We start from the raw sequence: 19,997 nt of genomic DNA, 5'->3' as shown, positions 1-19,997 counted from the left end.
TCCTTCCCCTCAGGCGTAGAGTTCGAGGCCGTCGTGCGGCGGCAGTGTGCGGATGAGCGGGGACGAGCGGCGGTCGGAGGGTCCGCCGCGTTCGCCGCGTTCGGCATCTCCGCCGGTGCGGGCGTCGGATCCCGTGCGGGCGTCGGATCCCGTGCCGGCTTCGGAGCGGCCGCCGGTACCCTGACGACCGTCCGTCGATGGTCCCGCGGCGTCGTCGGAGGACATCGCCAGCGATGAGCCCGGGGCGGCGACCGCGAGGTCGCGGCGCAGATCGGTGAGGATCGCACGCAGTGCTTCGCGACCCGCCTCGGACGGCGCGTGCAGCTCGAGACGGATCACGCCTGCCGCGATGTGGGCGCGGACGGTGACGGGGCCGAGCGACTCCGGGGCGACGGTCAGCGTCACGCTGTGCTCGCCGTCGGCGGCGCTCGCGAGTGACAGCACGGGAGCGGACAGCTGCGGCAGCAGCACGTGCCGTGGGACGGCTGCGGCGGGCGGGGGCGCCGTGGATGCCGTGGCAGCACGTGCATCGGCAGGAGCCGACACCACAGGAGCGGTCGGAGCCGCGTCGGGGAGGCGGGGTTCCGCCGCCGCGCGGGTGCTCTTGGATGCCGCGGCGACCGCACTCGCCGATGCCGGTGAGACGGTCGCGGATGCCGGTGGGACGCTCGCGGATGCCGGTGCGACAGTCGCGGTTTCGGTGCCCGCGGCCGCCGGACGGAGAGCAGCCGCGGCGTTCGTGGCCGGCTGCTCGGACGCCGCGTCCGTGCTCAGCGGGCCGGCTGTCAGCAGCACGCCCCGCACCGTCATTGCGGACTGAGCGGTGGGGTCGGTCGGGATCCCTGCATCCTGCCCCGCCGCGGGCCGGTGCCCGGCGTCCGCGCCGGCGAGCGGCTCGGCGGATGCCGTGACCGGCGTCGACGGGGTGGCGCCGGCAGCCGTGATCCGGCCGGTCGGCGTGGTGGCGGGCACGTCCGGGGTGAGCGCGGTGGCGCCGGCCGCGATGAGGGCTTCGTCGGTCACGGCGCCGGTGGCTGCCGTGACCGCGCCGTCTTCCGCACCGGCGGGAGCGGAATCGGAATCGGGGAGCGTGCCCGTGTCGGACAGCGCGGCTCCCGCCTGCGCGGGGATCGCCGTCGTGCCGGCAGGCGGGACGGGCAGTGGCGTCACCCCCGCCCCGACGCCAGCGGCCCACCCGAGCGCGCTGCTCCCGTCCCCGGCATCCGCACCGGTGCCGCGGCCGGCGCCGGAGACGGCGTCGCCGTCGGAGACACCGCCGACGCCGGAGACGCTGCCCGTGCCCGTGCCCGTGCCCGTGCCCGTTCCCGTGTCTGCGCCGGCGTCCGCCGTCGTCCCGGCGACCGGGACCGGTCCGCCGGTCGGAACCGTGCCGGCGCCGCCCGCGGCACCGCTCCCGCACGCCGTATCGTCTCGTCCCGCGCGATCGCGACGCGGCGACGGGCTCGGATCATCACGCCGCACCACCGCGCCCTCCCGCCGGACGGCGTCGGCGAACGCTGCGGCTCCGCAGACGGCATCCGCGCGGGACGCCGGGCGGTGCGCGGGCGGGAGCGCGATGTCGGGGATGCTGAGCAGGCTCATGCGGGGTCCTCCTCGACACCGCGGGAGGCGATCTCGTCGAGCTCCTGCTGCTCGACTCGCAGCTCCTCGGCGCGCACCCGCAGGGCATGCGCCTCGGCGAGGCGGTCCAGACCGCGCACCTCTCGTCGCGCATCGCCGTGCACGGTCCTCGCCTCGCGCAGGACCTGCTGCTGCAGCGCTGCGAGCGACTGCAGCTCGGCCAGCATGCTGCGGCCGGCGACGCGGGCGGCGGCCAGCGCGGCGAGCGACCTGGTGTCGACGGCATCCGAGTCGGACGCACCCAGCGCTGCCCTCAGCCGACGGTCGCGCACCCGGGTCTGGTCGGCGTCGATGACGGCCCGGGACAGCTCCTGCGCGGCCTGGCGCTCCTGGATCGCCCGCACGCGCAGCAGGCCCGAGAGCGAGAAGGAGCGGTTCACGACACGCCTCCGAGATCGGTGACCAGGGCGGACAGCCTCCGCCAGGACTCCTCGACGGGACTCTGCTCGTCGAGCGGCTGCGTGAGGAACGCCGAGATCGCCTCCTCGTGCGCCAGCGCGGCGTCCACTCGGGGGTTCGCGCCCTGCTTGTAGGCGCCGATGTCGATGAGGTCGTTCGCAGCTCGCCGCGCCGCCAGCACCGACCGCAGCGCGGTGGCCTGCGCGCGCTGCGGCGCCGACGTGATCTTGCTCGCGACGCGGGAGATCGAGCCCAGCACGTCGATGGCCGGATGATGGCCGCTGAGCGCCAGCGCGCGGTCCAGCACGACGTGGCCGTCGAGGATCGAGCGCACGGCGTCGGCGATCGGCTCGTTGTGGTCGTCGCCGTCGACGAGCACCGTGTAGATGCCCGTCACCGATCCACCGCGCGATGTCCCCGCGCGCTCGAGCAGCCCCGCGAGCACCGAGAACGTCGACGGCGGATAGCCGCGGGTGGCCGGCGGCTCGCCCGCCGACAGGCCGATCTCGCGCTGCGCCATGGCGACGCGGGTGAGCGAGTCCATCATCAGGATCGCGTGCACCCCCTCATCGCGGAACGCCTCGGTGATCCGCGTGGCCGTGAACGCGGCGCGGATGCGCGCCATGGCCGGCTGGTCCGACGTGGAGACCACCACCACCGAGCGCGCCAGTCCCTCGGGGCCCAGGTCGTCCTCGAGGAATTCCCGCACCTCGCGGCCGCGCTCGCCGACCAGGGCGATCACCGTGGCGTCCGCCGCTGTGCCGCGCGCGATCATCGACAGCAGCGACGACTTGCCGACGCCCGAGCCGGCGAACAGCCCCACGCGCTGGCCGCGGCCGATCGAGGTCAGCGTGTCCAGCGCGCGCACGCCCAGCGGCAGCGGCACGGAGATGCGATCGCGTCCGAGCACCGACGGCGCGCCGTGGTCAAGGCTCGCCAGCGGCGCATCGATCGGGCCCTTGCCGTCGATGGGACGCCCCAGCCCGTCCAGCACGCGGCCCATCAGCGTCCTGCCCACCGGCACCCGCAGCGGGCCGCCGCTGGTGCGCACCGGACTGCCGATGGTCACGGCCGCCGTGGAGGAGAGCGGCATGCACTGCGCCGCGTCGCGGCTGATGGCCACGACCTCCGCGACGCCGTCGTCGCCCAGCGACACCACGTCTCCGACCGCGCAGTCCAGGCCGCGCACCTCCACGCCCAGGCCGCGCACGCGCGAGACGCTCCCCACCCGCTCCGGCCGGGCCGCGTCGAGAACCGCGCTCCAGGCGCTCATGGCATCCTCCCGGCGGCGAAGTCGATGACCGCGGCATCGGCGACCGCACGCCGAGCGCGATCCAGGGCTGCGCCGATGCGCGCGTCGACGAAGCCGTCGTCCACGACGACGATCGCGTCGCCCGGCATCAGCGCCGCGTCGGCGGTGACCTGGATGTCCTCCGGCAGGCCGCCCTGGGCATCCAGCGCCAGCACGTCGTCGGGACTCAGCCGGATCGCGCGCACATCGTCGGCATCGTGAGCGCTCAGTGCCCGGCGCACCGCAGCCACCGCGGCGACGCCGGGCTCGGACAGCTCCGCGGACACGATCAGCTCCGCCAGGTCGACGGCCCTGGCCGACACGTCCCGCTCGGACGCGGCGGTGAGCTCCCTCGCCCTCGCGGTCAGCCGGGCGGCGGCGGTCTGCAGGGCGGTCACGGCGGAGCCGACATCGCGACGCAGTGCGGCATCCGCCGCTGCGCGAGCGGCGTCCGCCCGCGCAGCCTCCGCCTCGGCCCGCGCGAGTCCGGCGCGGAAGCCCTCCGCATGACCGTCGGCGTACCCGCGTTCGCGTTGGCGCTCGCGGAGCGCCTCGGCATCCGCATCGCGGAGCCGCGGGAAGGATGCGGGGGAGAAGACGTCAGCTGACATACTCCTCCTCATCGGTGCGCTGCACGGTGATCTCACCGGCGGCCTCCAGCCCGCGGATCATGTGCACGATCTCGGCGCGGGCCTCCTCGACCTGAGACATGCGCACCGCGCCCAGCGAGCGCGCCTCCAGTTCGAGGTTCTCGCGGTTGCGCTCGGAGATGTTGCCGCGGATGACCTCGGCGATGCCCTCGTCCGCGCCCTTCAGCGCCAGCGCGAGCGAGCGGATGTCGATGCTGCGCAGCACCTGCTGCACGTCGCGCCCCTCGAGCCGGACGAGGTCTGCGAAGGTGAACATGCGCGAGCGGATGTCCTCCGCGAGTGCGCTGTCGATCTGCTCGATGCTCTCCAGGAGCGCCCTCTCGACGGCTGCGTCGGAGCGGTTGATGATGTCGACCAGCGGGGCGACGCCGCCCAGGCGCTCGGGGGAGTCCCGTGCGGCGAACATCCCGGTGCGCTCCTTCAGGGAGTCGGCCACGATCGCGATCGCGTCCTGCGTGGCCGTGCCCATGGTGGCGATGGCGTGCGCGACCTCGGTGCGCGGCCCGTCTGGTATCGCGGCCAGGGCGAGTGCCGCACGATCGGTCGACAGGTGCGCGAGCACGAGGGCGGCGGTCTGCGGCAGCTCTCCGTCCAGCAGGGCGGCCAGGTGCGCGGGATCCACGGCGTCGAGGAAGTCGAATGCCGAACTGCCGCTGCCTGTGCCCACGCGGTCCAGCACGGCGGTGGCGCGCTCCGCGCCGAATGACGCCTCCAGCAGCCCCACGGCCAGATTGCGGCCGCCACGGGCAGGAGGCAGATGCCCGGCCGTCATCCTCTGGAAGTCGCCGAGCGCCGCCGCCGTGGTCATCGCATCCACATCCTGCAGGCCGATGATCTCGGCGGCGATCGCCTCGGCCTCGGCCTCGCTCAGATGCTTCATCACCTCGATGGCGGCGGCGCGATCCAGATTCATCAGCACGATCGCCGCGGTCTGCGCCCCGGTCAGCCCGGCCATCAGCGCCTGCCCTCCGTGATCAGGCTGCGCAGGAGCTCGGCGGTGCGCTTCGGGTCCCGCCTGCTGGCGGCCTCGATCTCGGCACGGCGGCGCTCGATGCTGACCTGCGCCGGCTCGGACTCGATCTCCGGCAGCCCTTCACCGAGCACGGGCTCGGGTCCGGTGAGCTCCATCGGGACCGTGGCGGCGGGGAGCTCCTCGGCGAGCGACGGCCTGAGCACCCCGCGTGGAGCATCCTCGCCGAACATCGCCTCGAACTCGTCCTTCGGGCGCATCCGACGCCGCACCAGGAGGATCACGGCGATCACGACGATCAGCACCGGCAGCCCGATGGCCGCGGCCATCATGGCCGCGCCGATCAGCCCGTTGCGGCGGTCCGCCTCCGCGGCATCCCGCTCCGCCTGCAGCGCGGACTTGGCCGCATCGGCATCCGTCGGACTGAACGCGACCGTCTCGACCGACAGCACGTCGCCGCGAGAGGTGTCGATGCCCGCCGCGGCGGAGACCAGCTGATTCAGTTGATCAGCGGGGATTCCTGCCGCGGCCGCCGCGTCCACGGCGACGGAGACGGAGAGCCTGCTGATCGAACCGGCCGGAGTGGAGCTGGACTCCACCGAGCGGTTGATCACATTGTTGCGGGTCTCGTCGGTGAGCGAGTACCCGCTGTCGCCGCCGGGCGACGGCACGGCGATGTTGTCCGGGCCGAGCACACCGGCACCGCCCTTGCCGTCCGCGCGGGTCTCGGTGCGCACGTGCTCGGAGGAGGCCGCGCCCTTGTCGAGTGGCGTGTACGTCTCGTCGTACTTCTGGCTCACCGAGCGGTCGACATCGGCGGTGACCGTGACGGTCGCCTTGCCGGTGCCGACCAGCTTGTCCAGCATCTGCTGCACGCTGGCGGTGACGCGCGTCTCATAGTCGCTCGCATCCGCGCCGGCGGACCCCGCAGCATCGCCGCCGATCGCGGACAGGGTGTGGCCGGTCTGGTCGACGACGGCGACGTTGGCAGGTTCGAGGCCGCTGACCGCGGCCGAGGTGAGATGCACGATCGCCTCGACCTGCTGCGTGTTCAGCGTGCCGCGGCCGGTGTCGACGAACACCGATGCCGTCGGGTCGACCTTCTCGGAGACGAACACGCTCTCCTCGGGGATGGCGAGGCGGACGGATGCCGTGGACACGCCGTCGAGCGCCTCGATGGTCTTGGCCAGCTCGCCCTCGATGGCGCGCTTGTAGGCGACCGACTGCTGGAACTGCGAGGTGGTGACACCCATCTGGTCCAGCAGCGAGTACCCGTCGGTGCCGGACGAGGGCAGTCCTGCCGCCGCAGCGGCCAACCGCTGGTCGTACACCTCGGCCTCGGGAACGAGCACGGTCGCCCCGCCATCCGCGATCTCGTACGGCACGGATGCGCCGCGCAGCTGCTCGACCACGGCGTTGGCGTCGGAGGCGCTCAGACCGGTGAACAGCGGGCTCATCGTGGGCCGGGTCGCCCAGTTGACCAGGGCCGCCGTGCCCAGCACGAGCACGGCGACGCCGATGATCGCGATGGTGCGCTGCGCGACGGTGAAGCCCCCGACGACGTGCTTGGCGCGCTGCAGCGCGCCGGTGATCGCGGAGGGCATCAGGCCTGCATCCGCATGATCTCGTTGAACGCGTCGACGCCCTTGTTGCGCACGGCCGCGACCAGTTCGAGGGTCACGGCGGCGCGCGTGGAGGCGATCATCGCCGCGTGGATGTCATCCAGATCCCCGGTGACGGCTGCCACCCCCAGGGCATCGGCCTGCGACTGCAGTCCGCGCAGCTCGTCGACGGCACCGGGGAGCGATGCCGCGAACGCGGAGTCGCCGCCGGTCTCGAGGACAGGCGCCGACGGCGCATCGGGTGCGGCGGACGGCGCGCCGACGGCGGGGGAGCCGATGACTGCCGCGCCCACTGCAGAGAGGGGTTCCATGTCAGCCGCGTCCGATCTGCAGAGCCGCCTCGTACGCGTTGCGCGCCCGGTCGACGGTGCCCGCGCTGGCCTGGTAGCCGCGCTGGGCCATGATGAGCTGGCTCATCTGCGAGCCCAGGTCGATGTCGGGGTAGCGCACGTAGCCGTCGGCGTCGGCCAGCGGGTGGTCGGGCTGGTGCACCAGCCTCCCCTCGGGTGAGCCGAACGCCGCGCCGGCCACGTACGCACCGGGGGAGTCGGGACTGGTCTGCGCCAGGATGTACCGCTCGCGGAACGCCGCGTCGCTGGTCGCGACCGCCGTGTTGATGTTGGCGATGTTGTCGGAGAGGGCGTCCAGCCACTTGCGGTGCAGGGTCATGCCCGTGCCGGCGATGCCGATCGCGTCGAAGGTCATCAGTTCATCCTCAGGGCCGTGCGCACCGACGCGAACGAACCGTTCACTGCCTGCGTGGCGAACTGGTAGCGCAGCATGGTGTCGATGCTGGAGAGCGTCTCGGTGTCGAGATTGACGTTGTTGCCGTTCAGGCGGGTCGGCTCGAGCGACTCTCCGACGGTGGCGGACACCGTGCCATCACCCGCGCTGACGGCCTGGGCCAGCGCCTGCTCGAACTGCACTCGCTTGGCGTGATAGTCGGGTGTGTTGATGTTGGCGATGTTGTCGGCGATGGCGCGCTGCCGCATCGACAGCCCGTCGAGGGCGCTGCTGAGCGCCGAGAAGGTCACAGAATCGAACACGGTCGGCTTTCGTCCGTAGCGGCGGTGGCCGGTCCCTGGCCGATGTCAGTCGAGCTATCCGTGCTCTCCGTGTTCTATCGGCCGTCGTGAGGGGTGCGTTAGGCGGATCTCTCGTCAGCCGGCGACGTCGAGGTACGCGGGTGCATCGGACACCGCTTCTGGGACGCGCCGCACGGCCTCCAGATGCTCGGCGATCGTCGCGAGCTCGGCCTCGAGCCCCGCGATGCGGTGCCTCTGGCGGTCGAGCAGGTCGCGTGCGCGATCGGCGAGTGCGACGGGCAGCGGCGCGCCGGGCGCATCCCAGCCGGCGTCCTGCTCATCGCCTGCGTCGCGCAGGAGCTCCCGCTCGAACTCCTCGAGCAGGCTCTCCCAGGCGGATGCCGTCATGCGAGCACTGCGGCAGGACGGGCCGCGCCCGCCAGCGAGTCGGCGGCGGCGTGCCAGGCCTCGCGCAGCGGGGCCACCAGGTCGCGTGCGGCGCGGGTGCGCTCCGGGTCGCGGCCGATGTTCGCGCCGATGAGCGTCTCGGCGAGGAAGGTGTACAGCGCGCGCAGGCCCGCAGCTCCGTCCCAGCCGTCGGTGAGCGAGGACTGCAGCTCGGCGACGATCGACTGCGCGTGCTGCAGCTGCGCGTTGGCCGCCGTCCAGTCGCCGGCGCGCTGCGCGGCCTCGCCGCGGTCGATGTCCAGCAGCAGGCGGTCGTACAGCATGGTCAGCAGCCGTTCGGGCGTCGCGGACAGGATCGCGTCGTCGCGATAGCGCTGCTGGGCTCTCAGTGCGGCGTTCATGAGGCGTCTCCGCTCGAGGTCTTGGGGAGGGCGGCCAGTTGCGAGCCGAGGTAGTCGGATTGCGACTTCAGCCTGCCGAGCATGGTCTCCAGCTGGGCGTAGGTGCGCTCCAGCGTCGTCTTGCGCTGCGCGAGGCGCACGTCCCAGCTCCCGATCTGGTCGCCGAGGCTGCGCACCTCCCGCTCCTGACCGGTGATGCGGGAGGTGAGCAGCCCGTCGTACTTGTCGGAGTACCGCTCGGAGACCTCCTGCACGCGGGCGGCGATGCCGCTGAACACGGCGTCGACGGAGGCCGGGTCGTCGGCGAGCGCGGTGGCGAACTTGTCGGCGTCGAAGCTGAGCGCGCCGTACCGGTCGATCGAGACGCCGACCGTCGACGGCGAGATGCCGCCGACCGGGTGCTGGATGGCGTCGGCGAGGGCTCCGCGCAGCGCGCGCACCGTGCTGTCGCCGGTGAACACTCCGAGCGTGGTGTCCTTGCCCGGGCCGTCGGCGACCGTGGCCTTGGAGCCGTTGTCGATGCGGGTGAGGATGCCTGCCAGCTGCTTCACGAAGTCGCCGTGCGAGGTCTTCTGCGCCGCGATGTCGGTCGACACCGTGATGGTGAGGGGATCGGTGGAGGCCGCGACGACCGTGAGGTCGACGCCGGGGAACAGGCCGGTGAACGTGCCCGAGCCGCTGGTGAGGGTCTGTTCGGCGGCGGTGCCGGCCCACAGCCGGATCCGTGCATCGGCGCCCGTGGTGATCACGGCCGCGCCGGGTTCTGCGGCCAGATCGGTGCTGGTGCCGGAGCCGCGGAAGATGCGGAACGTCCCGTCGGCGCCGGGCTCGTCGGCGGTCACCTGCAGGCGGTAGAGGGTGGTGCCCGAGGCGTCCTCGCCGGAGGGCACAGCGGTGGCGGTGACGCCGAATCCGGATGCCGTGATGGCGCGTGCCACGTCCTGGGCGGAGCCGGATGCCGCGGTGATCTCCCGCAGCTCCCCGGCGGCGTTCTCAAGGGTGAGGATGGGCGGGTCTGCGGGCCAGGTGCTGAACGCGGAGGTGACGATGCCGTGGCGCTGCGCGACGGCATCGACGACGACGTCGGCGGAGACCGGGGCTGCGTCCGCACCGGCGGTCACGGTCGCCGACGGGGAGGAAGAGGTGGCCGTCCAGCGGGAGAGGGACCCCGGGACGGTCGCGGCCTTGGCCTTGGTCGCCAGATCCTGAATCGCGGAATTGAGGGACTGCAGATTCGAGATGATGACGTTCTTGTCGTCCTTCTTCGCGCTCAGCAGGTTGCGCGGGATGGACTCGACGTCCATCAGAGCCTTGATCACTGCGGTGGTGTCCATGCCGGAGACCAGGCCGTCGAGAGAGAGTGCCATGCGAGCCTTCCTCATCGGAGAGCGGATGCCGACACCGGGCGGGGGAGCGGTGCGCCCGCCCGCCCGGTGTCAGTGCGAGCGGATCAGCCGCGGAGCAGCTGCAGCACGCCCTGGTTGGATTGGTTCGCCTGCGCGAGCATCGCGGTGCCGGCCTGCGACAGGATGTTCTTCGAGGTGAACTTGACCATCTCCGACGCCATGTCGGTGTCGCGGATGCGGCTCTCCGCGGCAGACAGGTTCTCCGCGGAGACCTGCAGGCTCTTGATCGTCGACTCGAACCGGTTCTGGTTCGCACCCAGCTCGGCGCGACCGGTCGAGACGTTGGTGATCGCCTTGTCGATCAGGGTGATGGTCGCGGCAGCGGTCGTCGCGTCGGTCACATCGAAACCGGCGGCATCGGTCGCCAGCGTGCCGGCGCTCAGTGCCACCAGGTCAGTGGTCCCGTCCCCGAGTGCTGCCGACAGGTCGAGCATGTTCACGCTGATCTGCGAAGCCGAGGTGCCGTCGGAGCCGACCTGGAAGGTCAGCGAGGCGGGGCCGGCAGTCGCACCGGCCTGGAACAGGTTGATGCCGTTGAAGTTGGTCGACTCCGAGATGCGCGAGAGCTCCGCACCCAGCTGGTCGGCCTCGTTCTTGATGGCCGCGCGCGAGTCGGCGTTGTTCGAGTCGTTGGCGCCCTGCACCGCCAGATCGCGCATGCGCTGCAGGATGGAGTGGACCTCGGTCAGCGATCCTTCTGCGGTCTGGATGACCGAGATGCCGTCCTGGGCGTTGCGAGCTGCGACGTTCAGGCCGTTGACCTGCGCGCGCAGGCCCTCGGAGATCGCCAGGCCCGCAGCGTCGTCCGCTGCCCGGTTGATGCGGAGACCGCTGGAGAGCTTCTCGAGCGACTTCGACAGATCGTTCTGCGTGCTGGACAGATTGCGGTAGGCGTTCAGCGCCGACACGTTGGTGTTGATCTGCATACCCATGGTGTGTTCCTCCGTGATTGTGTTCGTGCGGAGCCCGTCCGTGGGCTCCACGAACCTCTATCGACCAGGGGATGCGACGCGTTAGGAGGACGCCGGCGGCGGGCGCCGATCAGGAGACGAGGGCGTGGCCGCCGAATGCCCGTGCCATGAGAGCACCTCCGGCCGCGCCGATCCGCTCGAAGAACGCGTCCCGCACCGCGGCCGACACCCGCGAGCTGACCGGCGGTTCGCCGTCCTCGTGGAAATACCTCTCCATGGCGTCGCGCAGCAGGCGCACGGCCTCGGACCGCTGCTGGGAGACGGCGGAGTGCGAGACGCCCAGCTCCTCGGCGATGTCCTTGACCGGCCGCTCCTCGATGTACACCGCGCGGATGATCAGCCGCATCCGCTCGGGCAGGGCGGCGACCGCGTGCTCCAGCACCGCGCGGCGCTCCGCGAGGACGGCGGACTCCTCGGGCAGCGGCATGTCCGCGACCAGGTCGAGTTCGCGGCCGTCGTCGAGCGAGGACACCGAACGCGCGGCATCCGCCAGCGCCTCGATGACCTCCTGCTCGGGCGTGGCCATGGCTGTCGCGATCTCGGCGACCGTCGGCGCGCGGCCGAGAGCCGCCGCCAGAGTGTCGTTCACCGCGACCGTCTCCTTGATGCGACGGCGAATGCCGCGAGAGGCCCAGTCCATCGACCTCATCTCGTCGGCGAAGGCACCCAGGATGCGCCGCCGGGCGTACGCGCCGAACGGCACGCCCAGGCTCGCATCGAAGGCATCGGCGGCGGTCACCAGTGCCAGCGCTCCGACCGACGCGAGATCCTCGCGCGGTATGTGCGTGGCGCGGGCATGCGTCTCCGAGGCCAGATATCCGACCAGCGGCAGATTCTCCACGATCAGCCTGTTGCGCTCGACAAGCGTCGACATAGTGGTGCCCTCTCACGTCCTTCTCCCTCAAGAAGGACCAGCTCTCCGGTTCTCCCTCCCTCAAGGAGAACCGGCACTCGATCGGGGTCGCTCGAACCCACCGGTCCCACCCGGTGCGTCCTGCTTCCTCGCCCTCGGTGAGGAGTCTTGCACGGAATCCGCGGCAGGAGAAGTGCGCAGGCCGGAGAATTCGGGACTTCTTCATCTCGGGCGGATAACAATGGTCCGAAGATGGCCGATAGTCAGGGCAGGGCCGCGATCTGCGGCTATGGCTGGGGTCCCTGGGGAAGAGGATGCACGTGGGAGCGAACGAGTTGTCGATGCAGCTGTGGCGGGAGCGTGAACTGCTGGAGATGCTGCTGTTCAAGCTGGAGGAGCAGGAGCTGCTGCTCCTGGCGGGACGCACGCGCTGGCTGCAGCACGCCACGCGCGAGATCGAGACCGTGCTGGAGCGTCTGCGCGAGGCGAGCATGTCCCGGGTCGTCGAAGCGGATCTGGTCGCCGGGGAGTGGGGAGCGCCGGAGGGGTCCGGCATCCGCTCGCTCATCGCGAAGGCGCCGACGGATGCCTGGCGGGGTGTGCTCTCCGACCATCTGCGGGTGATGACTCAGCTGACGGGCGAGATCGCCAGCATGCGGGACTCGAACTCTCAGCAGCTGCGCGCGGTGCTGCGCGCCACGCAGGAGACGCTGGCGAGCCTCGGGGACGATGCCGGCGAGTACACCACCCGAGGGGATCGCGCGACCAGCGATTCCGCTCGCATCGTGGACACCCAGATCTGACGGAGAGGCGGACATGTCCACATTCAGCGGACTGACCACGGCGGCCAGCGCACTGGCCGCGGCACGACGCGGCATGGACGTCGTCGGCCAGAACATCGCCAATCAGGGCACCGAGGGCTACACCAGGCAGCGGGTGGACACCTCCGCCGTCGCGGCCATCGCCCGGTCGGGCCGGTTCAGCGTGGGCGCGCAGCCCGGGCAGGGCGTCCGGGTCGACGGCATCGCGCGGCTGGGAGACGCACTGCTGGACGCCCGCGTGCGCGACGCGGTCGGCGCATCGGGGTACTGGTCGGCACGAGCAGTCGCCGCGACCACCGCGGAGGCCGCCATGGAGGAGCCCACCGAGAACGGGCTGGCGGCGCAGCTGTCACAGTTCTGGTCGGGGTGGCAGGACCTCGCCAACACGCCGGACTCCGGGGCTGCGGCGGCCGTGGTGATCGAGTCCGCGGGCTCGCTCGCGGCGCGCATCGGCGACGGCTACCGTGCGGTGGCCTCGCAGTGGACCGGGGTGCGCGGATCCGTCGATCGCACAGTCGCGCAGGTGAACGACGCGGCCGGGCAGATCGCCGGGCTGAACCGCGAGATCCGCGACGCGCTGGCCACCGGCCGATCCGCGAACGAGCTCATCGACCGCCGCGACTCCCTGGCGCAGAGCGTCTCCCGGCTGACCGGAGCGCGCGGCACTCTGGAGGCCGACGGCACCATGACGGTGCGTCTCGACGGCAATGCGCTCGTCTCGGGCGTCCAGTCGCGGCAGCTCGCCGTCGACGGACCGACGTCGATCGACGCGGGCGGTCGGACGGTGGTGTCGTGGGCGGGCGCGTCCGGCTTTCCCGTCGCGGTGGATTCCGGTGAGCTCGGGGCGGAGCTCGCCCTGCTCGCGCCCTCGGAGGACGGCGGGATGCTGGCATCCATCGCGTCGACGTACAACGCCGTCGCCACGGCGCTCGCAGACACGGTGAACACGCAGCATCGCGCGGGCGTGACGGCCTCCGGAGCCGCAGGAGGCGACTTCTTCACGATCGGGGCGGCGGGCCCCGCCGCGCTGGGGCTGCAGGTCGCCGTCGCCTCTCCCTCGGATCTGGCTCTGGCCGCGCCCGGCGCGGGCCCGCTGGATGCCGGCAACGCCGACGCCATCTCCCAGCTCGGCCGCGCCGCAGGAGCACCCGACGGGATCTGGGCCGACCTGGTCTCCGGCTTCGCCGTCGGCACCGCAGGCGATGTGCAGCGCGCGCGCCTGGCGGAGACGGCATCCGTCTCGGCCGTCTCGGCGCAGCGCTCGGTCTCCGCCGTCGACGGCGATGAGGAGACCGTCGACCTGCTCACCCATCAGAGCGCGTACCAGGCCGCTGCCCGCGTGCTCACCGCGGTCGATGAGGCACTAGACGTCCTGATCAACCGAACCGGCCTCGTGGGCCGATAGGAGCACCATCATGATCTCGCGAATCACCTCTGGAGCCATGACCGACGCCGCCACGCGGCAGCTGCAGGCCAATCTCTCCCAGCTCGCCCGACTGCAGGAGCAGGCGGTGTCGCAGCGCGCCTTCGCCGCGCCGTCCGATGACCCGTCGGCCGCGATCGCCGCACTGAACCTGCACGACGAGCAGCGCCGCACCGCGCAGTACGCGCGCAACATCGACGACGGCATCGCCTGGGTCACGGCCGCCGACTCCGCGATCTCGTCCAGCACGGCGCTGCTGGGCAGGGCCCGCGACCTCGTCGTGCAGGGTGCCAACGGCGGGACCATGAACGCCGAATCGCGCGACGCGATCGCGGTCGAGATCGAGGGCCTCCGCGACGAGCTGCTGGCTCAGGCCAACACGGCGGTGCTGGGGCGCTCCGTCTTCGCGGGGACGTCGGATGCCCCCGCGTTCGATGCGGCCTATGCGCACAGCGGCGCTCCCGGCTCGGCGGTCGTGCGTCGGGTGTCCGACGAGGCGTCGGTGCGCGTGGACACGGACGGCGCCGCGGTCTTCGGCGAGGGCGCGGGCTCGGTCTTCGCCCTGCTGGACCGCATCGCCGCCGACCTTCGTGCGGGTGCCGGCGTGAGCGCGCGGCTCGAGGAGATCGATGAGCGACGCACGGCTATGCTCAGTGCACAGGGCGCGGTCGGCGTCCGCCAGGCCCAGATGGAGCGCGCGAAAGAGGCGACCATGCACGATCAGGTGTCGCTGGAGGCCAGACGGGCCGCCGTCGAGGACGTCGACTCGGTGGAGGTGCTCGTTCGGCTCCAGGCCCAGGAGCTCGTCGTCCAGTCGTCGCTGGCCGTGACTGCGCGCGTGCTGCAGCCCTCGCTGATGGACTTCCTGCGATGACCGCGCTGCTGCACTTCGTCACCCCGCCGCCGGGGTTCGAACCGCACACCGAGTTCGCCCTGGACCCCGTCGACGGAGCCGAGGGGCTGTTCACCCTCGACGCCGTCGAGGATGCGGCGCTGCGGCTGTTCGTGCTGGACCCCAGTCTGGTCGTGGCGGACTACAGCCCCGTGCTCCCCGACGAGCACGTCGCCGAGCTCGACCTGACCGCGCCCGCGGACGCGCTGCTGCTGGTGGTGGCCGGACGCTCCGCCCAGGGCGCCCAGGTGAACCTTCTCGCCCCCATCGTCGCCAACGCGACCACGGGCCGGGCTGCGCAGGTCATCCTCGACGGGCAGGACTATCCGTTGCGAGCCCCGCTGGGCTGATCCGGGTCTCTCGGCTGCATGCGGGGCGCCCGCGACTACCCTGGAGACGTGATCCTCGCCGTCGACACCTCCCTGGGCACGACCGTCGCCGTCATCGACGCCGACGGTCGCACCGTCGCCGAAGCCTCCGCCCCCGACCCGCTCGGGCATGCCGAGGTGATCGGCGATCTGCTGGCCCGGGTCGCGCAGCCCGGCATCACGCACGTCGTCGCCGGCATGGGGCCCGGCCCGTTCACCGGCTTGCGCATCGGCATCGCCGCGGCCCGCGCGTTCGCGCTGGGGCGAGGCATCCCCGTGATCCCCGTGCCCAGCCACTTCGCCGTTGCGCGGATGCTGCTCGAAGACGGCGTCACAGGTCCTTTCGCCGTGGTCACCGATGCGCGTCGGCGCGAGATCGCGGTGAGCGTGTTCGATGGAGCGGATGCCGACGGCATCCCGCACCTGATCCTGCCCGCCCGTCTCGAGAAGCAGGGGACGGCGCTGGAACGCCCCGCGCACGAGGCCGTCGAGCTGCACGCGGCGGCCCTCGCGCGCGTCGGCGCTCGCGTGATCGCCTCCGGCCGCACGCTCACCGGTGCCGAGCCGCTGTACCTGCGCTCGCCGGATGTCGTGCAGCCCGGCCGACCGAAGCGGGTGAGCTCGTGAGCCTGCGCCTGGCCACTGTCGGCGATCTGGGTGCGATCATGGCGCTGGAGCGCGCGAGCTTCCCCACCGACGCGTGGAGCGAGCAGACCATGGCCGCCGAGCTGGCCGGTGAGCACGGCCACTACCTCGTCGACGAGCAGGACGAGCGCGTGGTCGGCTATGGCGGCCTGCGCGCGCTGCGCGGGGGATCGGATGCCGACATCCAGACCATCGCACTCTCGCCCGCAGTCCGCGGGCAGGGGAGGGGGCGCAGCCTGCTGCGCGCCCTGATCGCAGAGGCCGCGGCGCGCGGCGCCCGCGAGCTGTTCCTCGAGGTGCGCGCCGACAACCCCGTGGCCGAGGGGCTGTACCGTTCGGAGGGCTTCGCCGAGATCGGCCGACGTCCCCGCTACTATCAGCCCGACGATGTGGACGCCATCGTCATGCGGCTGGATCTGACGTCGTGGAGTGCAGAGTGAACGAACCCCTGGTGCTGGGCATCGAATCCAGCTGCGACGAGACCGGCATCGGCATCGTGCGCGGGCGGCGGCTGCTGTCCAATACGATCGCCTCCAGCATGGACGAGCACGCGCGCTACGGCGGCGTGATCCCCGAGGTCGCCGCCCGCGCGCACCTCGAGGCGCTGCAGCCCTCCATCGAGAAGGCGCTCGCCGAGGCGCGGGTGACCCTGGACGACCTCGACGCCATCGCCGTCACCAGCGGGCCGGGCCTGGCCGGAGCCCTCATGGTCGGCGTCGGCGCGGCCAAGGGTCTTGCGGTCAGTCTGAACAAGCCCTTGTACGCGGTGAATCACCTGGTCGGGCACATCGCCGCCGACATCCTGGCCTCGCCTGACCACGAGACCGAGCCGCTGGAGTACCCCACCATCGCGCTGCTGGTCAGCGGCGGGCACACCTCGCTCCTGCACGTGCGCGACCTCACCACCGACGTCGAACTGCTGGGCGAGACCGTCGACGACGCCGCCGGCGAGGCGTTCGACAAGGTCGCCCGGCTGCTGGGCCTGCCGTATCCCGGCGGACCGCAGATCGATCGGGCCGCCGTCGGGGGAGATCCTGCGGCCATCCGCTTCCCGAGGGGCCTGTCCAAGGCATCCGATCTGGAGAAGCATCGCTACGATTTCTCTTTCTCGGGGCTGAAGACCGCCGTCGCCCGCTGGATCGAGCGCGCCGAGGCGAACGGCGAGCAGATCCCGGTCGCCGACGTGGCGGCCAGTTTCCGCGAGGCCGTCGTCGACGTGCTGGTGACCAAGGCGCTCGCCGCCTGCGAGGACCGCGGCGTGCCACGGCTGCTGCTGGGCGGCGGGGTGATCGCCAACAAGCGGCTGCGTGAGGTCGCGCTCCGGCGAGCGGATGCCGCGGGCGTGACCGTGCGCATCCCGCCGTTGAGCCTGTGCACCGACAACGGCGCCATGATCGCGGGGCTCGCCGCCGAGCTCATCGCCTCCGGCCGGGGGCCGTCGACGCTGGCGTTCGGTGCGGATTCCACGCTGCCGGTCACCGAGATCCAGGTGAGCTCGGCATGACCGATCCGCGCATCGAGGGGCCCACGCCCGAGGTCGACCGCCCTGAGGGCGGCGCGGCTCTGCCCGGTGCGCGCAAGGGGTACGACAGGCTGCCGACCGGTCCGGTTCCGATGGCGCCGCTGGTGCCGGATGATGCCGAGGAGTTCGCCGGCACGGGATGGGCGCCCACGGTGGAACCTGCTCCCGAGCCGGTGGACGACGCGCGGCTGGCGCCGTGGGCGCTGGTCGCGGCGATCGTGGCGCTGGCGACCTCGATGTTCGTGGGCTGGGGCATCCCCGTCGCGATCGTCGCGGTGATCGCGGCCATCATGTCACTGCGCCGTCCGATTGAGAACCGCGCGATGGCGATGTGGGCGCTGGTGCTGGGTCTGTGCGCGACCCTGTTCAGCGCGGGCTGGCTGCTCTGGGCGGCCATGCAGCTCGAGAGTCTGGGATGACGGATGCTGGATCCTGCCCGGGCTTCACGACGACGTGAGCTGCAGCGCCGCGCCTACGCACCCGGCGGCTCGCTGACGGATGCCGAGGCCGCCGAGCTGAGGGAGCTGGATGCCGGGAACAGCGACGCTGCTTCACTGCGACTCGCTGATGCTCGCTCAGGACGGGCGACGACCTCAGCGGCCGGGGAATCAGAGCCCCGAGGGTCTTGGGCCCCTGAGCCCGTCGAAGGGTCGCAAGCCCCGGGGGCGCCTGGTGAAGGGGGCCCCGAGTCCGTCGAAGGGTCGCCGGTCCATCACGACGATGCTTCTCTTCGACGCACCGGCGCTCGCTCAGCGCAGGCGACGAGCTCAGCGACCCAGGAATCAGAGCCCGCGACGAAGAAGCGCCGCATCCCCTTGATCCCCGTCCTCGCGGCGGTCGCTCTCGTGGTCGGCATCGTGGTCGGCTCCTTCGTCTTCGGCGGCCTGGCGCAGACCCCGATGACCGCGCAGCAGCAGGAGGCCTGGGCGAAGCTGGAGGCGTCGGGTCAGTACGACCCCGGGTCGATCCACCTGGCCGGCACGAAGTACGGCGCGGCGATCTGGTCGGCGACCAGGCAGCAGGGCGATGTCCCGTGTGTCATCCTCACTCGCCCGGGAGCCGTCGAAGAGAACCAGTCCAGTGCGGGCTGCAGAGCATCCACCGCCGAGACCGATCAGGTGTCGTCCGCCCAGGGCACGCTGACGTACAAGGAGAGGGGCGAGGACTACATGCTGTGGGCCACGCTCGTCGACGACATCGGTGGGAATCCGGCGGTGTTCGTGCAGCGGCAGAGCGCGAACGAGCCCTGGGACTGGCGCATGCAGTACAGCGATACGGAGCTGAAGCAGGCTGAGGCTCTGGTGGCAGCCGGCTTCAACGGTGAGATGATCAGCATCCTCGGCTACGACGGCGAGACCCCGGTGTGGACGGGAAATGCCCCCGACGGATCGGGTTCCTGCCTGATGATCGTGCTGGATACCGGCGCCGTGGCGCAGCAGTGCGGTTCGGGCTACGACCAGATCGCGCTGACCGTCGGCGACACGGTCTACGGCGTGCTGACCTCGGACCGCAGCAGCATGCTGAGCATCACGCGGATCCCGGGAGGCGCCCGATGAGCGCCGCCGACGCGCGCAGGCGCGACCTGCAGCGCCGCGCGTTCGCGCCGGGCGGGGGCCTCACGCCGGAGGAGGCGGAGGAGCTGCGGATGCTGTCGCAGCCGGTGCCCGAGGCGATGGTCGCGCCTGCTGAGGAGCCTCGAGATCGGGCCGCTGAGGAGCCTCGACGTTCGGTCGCTGAGCCCGTCGAAGCGTCGTCGGCCCGTCACCCCGACGCTTCACTTCGACTCGCCGGCGCTCGCCCAGCACAGGCGGCGGGCTCGGCGCCCCGGGAGGACGGTCCAGAACCCCCGGCATCCGCTCCGGTTCCCTCCCGCCTGCACCCGCGCTGGCTGATCCCGATCGTGCTGCTGGTGGCGCTGGTGGTGGGGCTGGGCGTGGGCTGGCTGGTCTCTCCGCGTCCCGCCCATGCCGGACCGCCGGCGATGAACGCCGCGCAGCGACAGGTGTACGACGACCTGGTGGCCGACGGCGGCTTCGAAACCGGTTCGGTGTCGTTCGCGGGCACGAAGCACGGCGCCTCGGTGTGGACCGCGACGAAGACCGGGCAGGAGTGCATCGTCATGGTGCTCGACGGGCATCGCCAGACTCAGTGCGCCGACCCGACGACGGGTTCGTACGACGGCCTGATCGGCGTGCAGCTGGAGACCGGCGAGGGAGATCTGCGCTCCACCATCACGGCCGTGCTGTTCACGGACATCAGCGGCGAGCTCTCGGTGATGGTCAACAAGATGAACACGGCTTCGTATGACGACGGCTGGCAGGGGCAGTACTCCCCGTCCGAGCTCGACCTCGTGCAGGTGCTGGAGCAGGACGGCTTCACGGGGCCCGAGCTGATGATCTCCGGCTACGACGGAGACGTCCCGATCTGGACCACGTGGGGCGACGAGTTCTGCATCGCCGTGGTCGACCCGGACTCTCACGACGTCACCAAGTCCTGTACGGACCCGATGGTCGGCGCCGTCGTCGAGATCGGGTTCCGGGATGCGGCCTACAGTGCGGCATTCACGGAGACGCGTGGCATCGCGGTGAGTGTCACGCGTGACCCGAAGGGCATCGCGGCATACTCCTGTGACTCCGCCACCGGGCAGTGCGCGTCCATCGACGACACGACCGGCGACATCGGCTGAGAC

At 71.7% G+C, this 19,997-nt stretch carries 24 protein-coding genes; 10 read left to right on the top strand and 14 right to left on the bottom strand.

Translation table 11 applies throughout. From position 1 onward, the window contains the following. Nucleotides 1-9: 9 nt before the first annotated feature. The 14 genes from WA967_RS07550 to WA967_RS07485 all read right to left on the bottom strand — a co-directional run bounded on the left by WA967_RS07550 (nucleotide 10) and on the right by WA967_RS07485 (nucleotide 11,658). Nucleotides 10-1,602, bottom strand: a complete 1,593-nt coding sequence (locus WA967_RS07550; RefSeq protein ID WP_424420726.1) for a flagellar hook-length control protein FliK — start codon at nucleotides 1,600-1,602, stop codon at nucleotides 10-12. Continuing rightward, a complete protein-coding gene (locus tag WA967_RS07545; RefSeq protein WP_424420723.1) occupies nucleotides 1,599-2,021 on the bottom strand; it encodes a hypothetical protein in 423 nt (140 codons plus the stop codon). Before WA967_RS07545 ends, WA967_RS07550 begins: the two co-directional genes overlap by 4 nt. After that, on the bottom strand, nucleotides 2,018-3,313 hold the full coding sequence (locus WA967_RS07540) for a FliI/YscN family ATPase (RefSeq protein WP_424420720.1): 1,296 nt from the start codon (nucleotides 3,311-3,313) through the stop codon (nucleotides 2,018-2,020). The genes WA967_RS07545 and WA967_RS07540 overlap by 4 nt, the downstream gene beginning before the upstream one ends. Continuing rightward, nucleotides 3,310-3,942 (bottom strand): FliH/SctL family protein, encoded by a 633-nt coding sequence (locus tag WA967_RS07535; protein ID WP_424420717.1) that lies wholly within the window; start codon nucleotides 3,940-3,942, stop codon nucleotides 3,310-3,312. The genes WA967_RS07540 and WA967_RS07535 overlap by 4 nt, the downstream gene beginning before the upstream one ends. Next, nucleotides 3,932-4,936 carry a flagellar motor switch protein FliG gene (fliG, locus tag WA967_RS07530; protein ID WP_424420714.1) on the bottom strand — a complete coding sequence of 335 codons (1,005 nt, stop codon included), beginning with the start codon at nucleotides 4,934-4,936 and terminating at the stop codon, nucleotides 3,932-3,934. The genes WA967_RS07535 and fliG overlap by 11 nt, the downstream gene beginning before the upstream one ends. Continuing rightward, nucleotides 4,936-6,555 (bottom strand): flagellar basal-body MS-ring/collar protein FliF, encoded by a 1,620-nt coding sequence (gene fliF / locus WA967_RS07525; RefSeq protein WP_424420711.1) that lies wholly within the window; start codon nucleotides 6,553-6,555, stop codon nucleotides 4,936-4,938. The genes fliG and fliF overlap by 1 nt, the downstream gene beginning before the upstream one ends. Further along, nucleotides 6,555-6,884, bottom strand: a complete 330-nt coding sequence (gene fliE, locus WA967_RS07520; RefSeq protein WP_424420708.1) for a flagellar hook-basal body complex protein FliE — start codon at nucleotides 6,882-6,884, stop codon at nucleotides 6,555-6,557. The genes fliF and fliE overlap by 1 nt, the downstream gene beginning before the upstream one ends. Nucleotide 6,885: 1 nt before the next feature. After that, complete coding sequence (locus tag WA967_RS07515) at nucleotides 6,886-7,278, bottom strand: flagellar basal body rod protein FlgC (protein ID WP_424420705.1); 393 nt, start codon at nucleotides 7,276-7,278, stop codon at nucleotides 6,886-6,888. Next, the gene (locus WA967_RS07510; protein ID WP_424420702.1) at nucleotides 7,278-7,619 is read right to left on the bottom strand and encodes a flagellar basal body rod protein FlgB; all 342 of its coding nucleotides are present in this window, start codon (nucleotides 7,617-7,619) and stop codon (nucleotides 7,278-7,280) included. Before WA967_RS07510 ends, WA967_RS07515 begins: the two co-directional genes overlap by 1 nt. A gap of 114 nt (nucleotides 7,620-7,733) precedes the next feature. Next, nucleotides 7,734-8,006 carry a hypothetical protein gene (locus WA967_RS07505; RefSeq protein ID WP_424420699.1) on the bottom strand — a complete coding sequence of 91 codons (273 nt, stop codon included), beginning with the start codon at nucleotides 8,004-8,006 and terminating at the stop codon, nucleotides 7,734-7,736. Beyond that, nucleotides 8,003-8,407, bottom strand: coding sequence for a flagellar export chaperone FliS (fliS, locus tag WA967_RS07500; RefSeq protein ID WP_424420697.1), 405 nt, complete (start codon nucleotides 8,405-8,407; stop codon nucleotides 8,003-8,005). The genes WA967_RS07505 and fliS overlap by 4 nt, the downstream gene beginning before the upstream one ends. After that, the gene (fliD, locus tag WA967_RS07495) at nucleotides 8,404-9,774 is read right to left on the bottom strand and encodes a flagellar filament capping protein FliD (RefSeq protein WP_424420695.1); all 1,371 of its coding nucleotides are present in this window, start codon (nucleotides 9,772-9,774) and stop codon (nucleotides 8,404-8,406) included. The genes fliS and fliD overlap by 4 nt, the downstream gene beginning before the upstream one ends. An 83-nt stretch (nucleotides 9,775-9,857) precedes the next feature. Next, nucleotides 9,858-10,745 (bottom strand): flagellin, encoded by an 888-nt coding sequence (locus WA967_RS07490; RefSeq protein ID WP_424420693.1) that lies wholly within the window; start codon nucleotides 10,743-10,745, stop codon nucleotides 9,858-9,860. Nucleotides 10,746-10,854: 109 nt separating this feature from the next. Beyond that, on the bottom strand, nucleotides 10,855-11,658 hold the full coding sequence (locus WA967_RS07485; RefSeq protein ID WP_424420690.1) for a sigma-70 family RNA polymerase sigma factor: 804 nt from the start codon (nucleotides 11,656-11,658) through the stop codon (nucleotides 10,855-10,857). Nucleotides 11,659-11,957: 299 nt separating this feature from the next. Here WA967_RS07485 and flgN point away from each other — a divergent pair, with 299 nt between their 5' ends. The 10 genes from flgN to WA967_RS07435 all read left to right on the top strand — a co-directional run bounded on the left by flgN (nucleotide 11,958) and on the right by WA967_RS07435 (nucleotide 19,994). Continuing rightward, entirely contained in the window at nucleotides 11,958-12,440 is a 483-nt protein-coding gene (gene flgN, locus WA967_RS07480) for a flagellar export chaperone FlgN (RefSeq protein WP_424420688.1), read from the top strand. A gap of 13 nt (nucleotides 12,441-12,453) precedes the next feature. After that, on the top strand, nucleotides 12,454-13,863 hold the full coding sequence (flgK, locus tag WA967_RS07475) for a flagellar hook-associated protein FlgK (protein WP_424420685.1): 1,410 nt from the start codon (nucleotides 12,454-12,456) through the stop codon (nucleotides 13,861-13,863). A 10-nt stretch (nucleotides 13,864-13,873) separates the two neighbouring features. Next, nucleotides 13,874-14,755, top strand: coding sequence for a flagellar hook-associated protein FlgL (flgL, locus tag WA967_RS07470; protein WP_424420683.1), 882 nt, complete (start codon nucleotides 13,874-13,876; stop codon nucleotides 14,753-14,755). After that, on the top strand, nucleotides 14,752-15,123 hold the full coding sequence (gene fliW, locus WA967_RS07465; protein WP_424420681.1) for a flagellar assembly protein FliW: 372 nt from the start codon (nucleotides 14,752-14,754) through the stop codon (nucleotides 15,121-15,123). The genes flgL and fliW overlap by 4 nt, the downstream gene beginning before the upstream one ends. Nucleotides 15,124-15,171: 48 nt before the next feature. Continuing rightward, a complete protein-coding gene (gene tsaB, locus WA967_RS07460; protein WP_424420678.1) occupies nucleotides 15,172-15,768 on the top strand; it encodes a tRNA (adenosine(37)-N6)-threonylcarbamoyltransferase complex dimerization subunit type 1 TsaB in 597 nt (198 codons plus the stop codon). Next, nucleotides 15,765-16,226 carry a ribosomal protein S18-alanine N-acetyltransferase gene (gene rimI, locus WA967_RS07455; protein WP_424420675.1) on the top strand — a complete coding sequence of 154 codons (462 nt, stop codon included), beginning with the start codon at nucleotides 15,765-15,767 and terminating at the stop codon, nucleotides 16,224-16,226. Before tsaB ends, rimI begins: the two co-directional genes overlap by 4 nt. Further along, nucleotides 16,223-17,290: a tRNA (adenosine(37)-N6)-threonylcarbamoyltransferase complex transferase subunit TsaD gene (gene tsaD / locus WA967_RS07450; protein ID WP_424420672.1), complete on the top strand. Its 1,068-nt coding sequence runs from the start codon at nucleotides 16,223-16,225 to the stop codon at nucleotides 17,288-17,290. Before rimI ends, tsaD begins: the two co-directional genes overlap by 4 nt. Then, complete coding sequence (locus WA967_RS07445) at nucleotides 17,287-17,727, top strand: hypothetical protein (RefSeq protein ID WP_424420670.1); 441 nt, start codon at nucleotides 17,287-17,289, stop codon at nucleotides 17,725-17,727. Before tsaD ends, WA967_RS07445 begins: the two co-directional genes overlap by 4 nt. A 396-nt stretch (nucleotides 17,728-18,123) precedes the next feature. Beyond that, on the top strand, nucleotides 18,124-18,864 hold the full coding sequence (locus tag WA967_RS07440; protein ID WP_424420668.1) for a hypothetical protein: 741 nt from the start codon (nucleotides 18,124-18,126) through the stop codon (nucleotides 18,862-18,864). Next, entirely contained in the window at nucleotides 18,861-19,994 is a 1,134-nt protein-coding gene (locus WA967_RS07435; RefSeq protein WP_424420665.1) for a hypothetical protein, read from the top strand. The genes WA967_RS07440 and WA967_RS07435 overlap by 4 nt, the downstream gene beginning before the upstream one ends. Nucleotides 19,995-19,997 lie beyond the last annotated feature (3 nt).

It is taken from the genome of Microbacterium sp., assembly GCF_049650565.1.
Taxonomy (GTDB): Bacteria; Actinomycetota; Actinomycetes; order Actinomycetales; family Microbacteriaceae; genus Microbacterium.
Note: the sequence above shows the minus strand (reverse complement) of the source record. Positions and strands in the feature narration are given on the sequence as shown.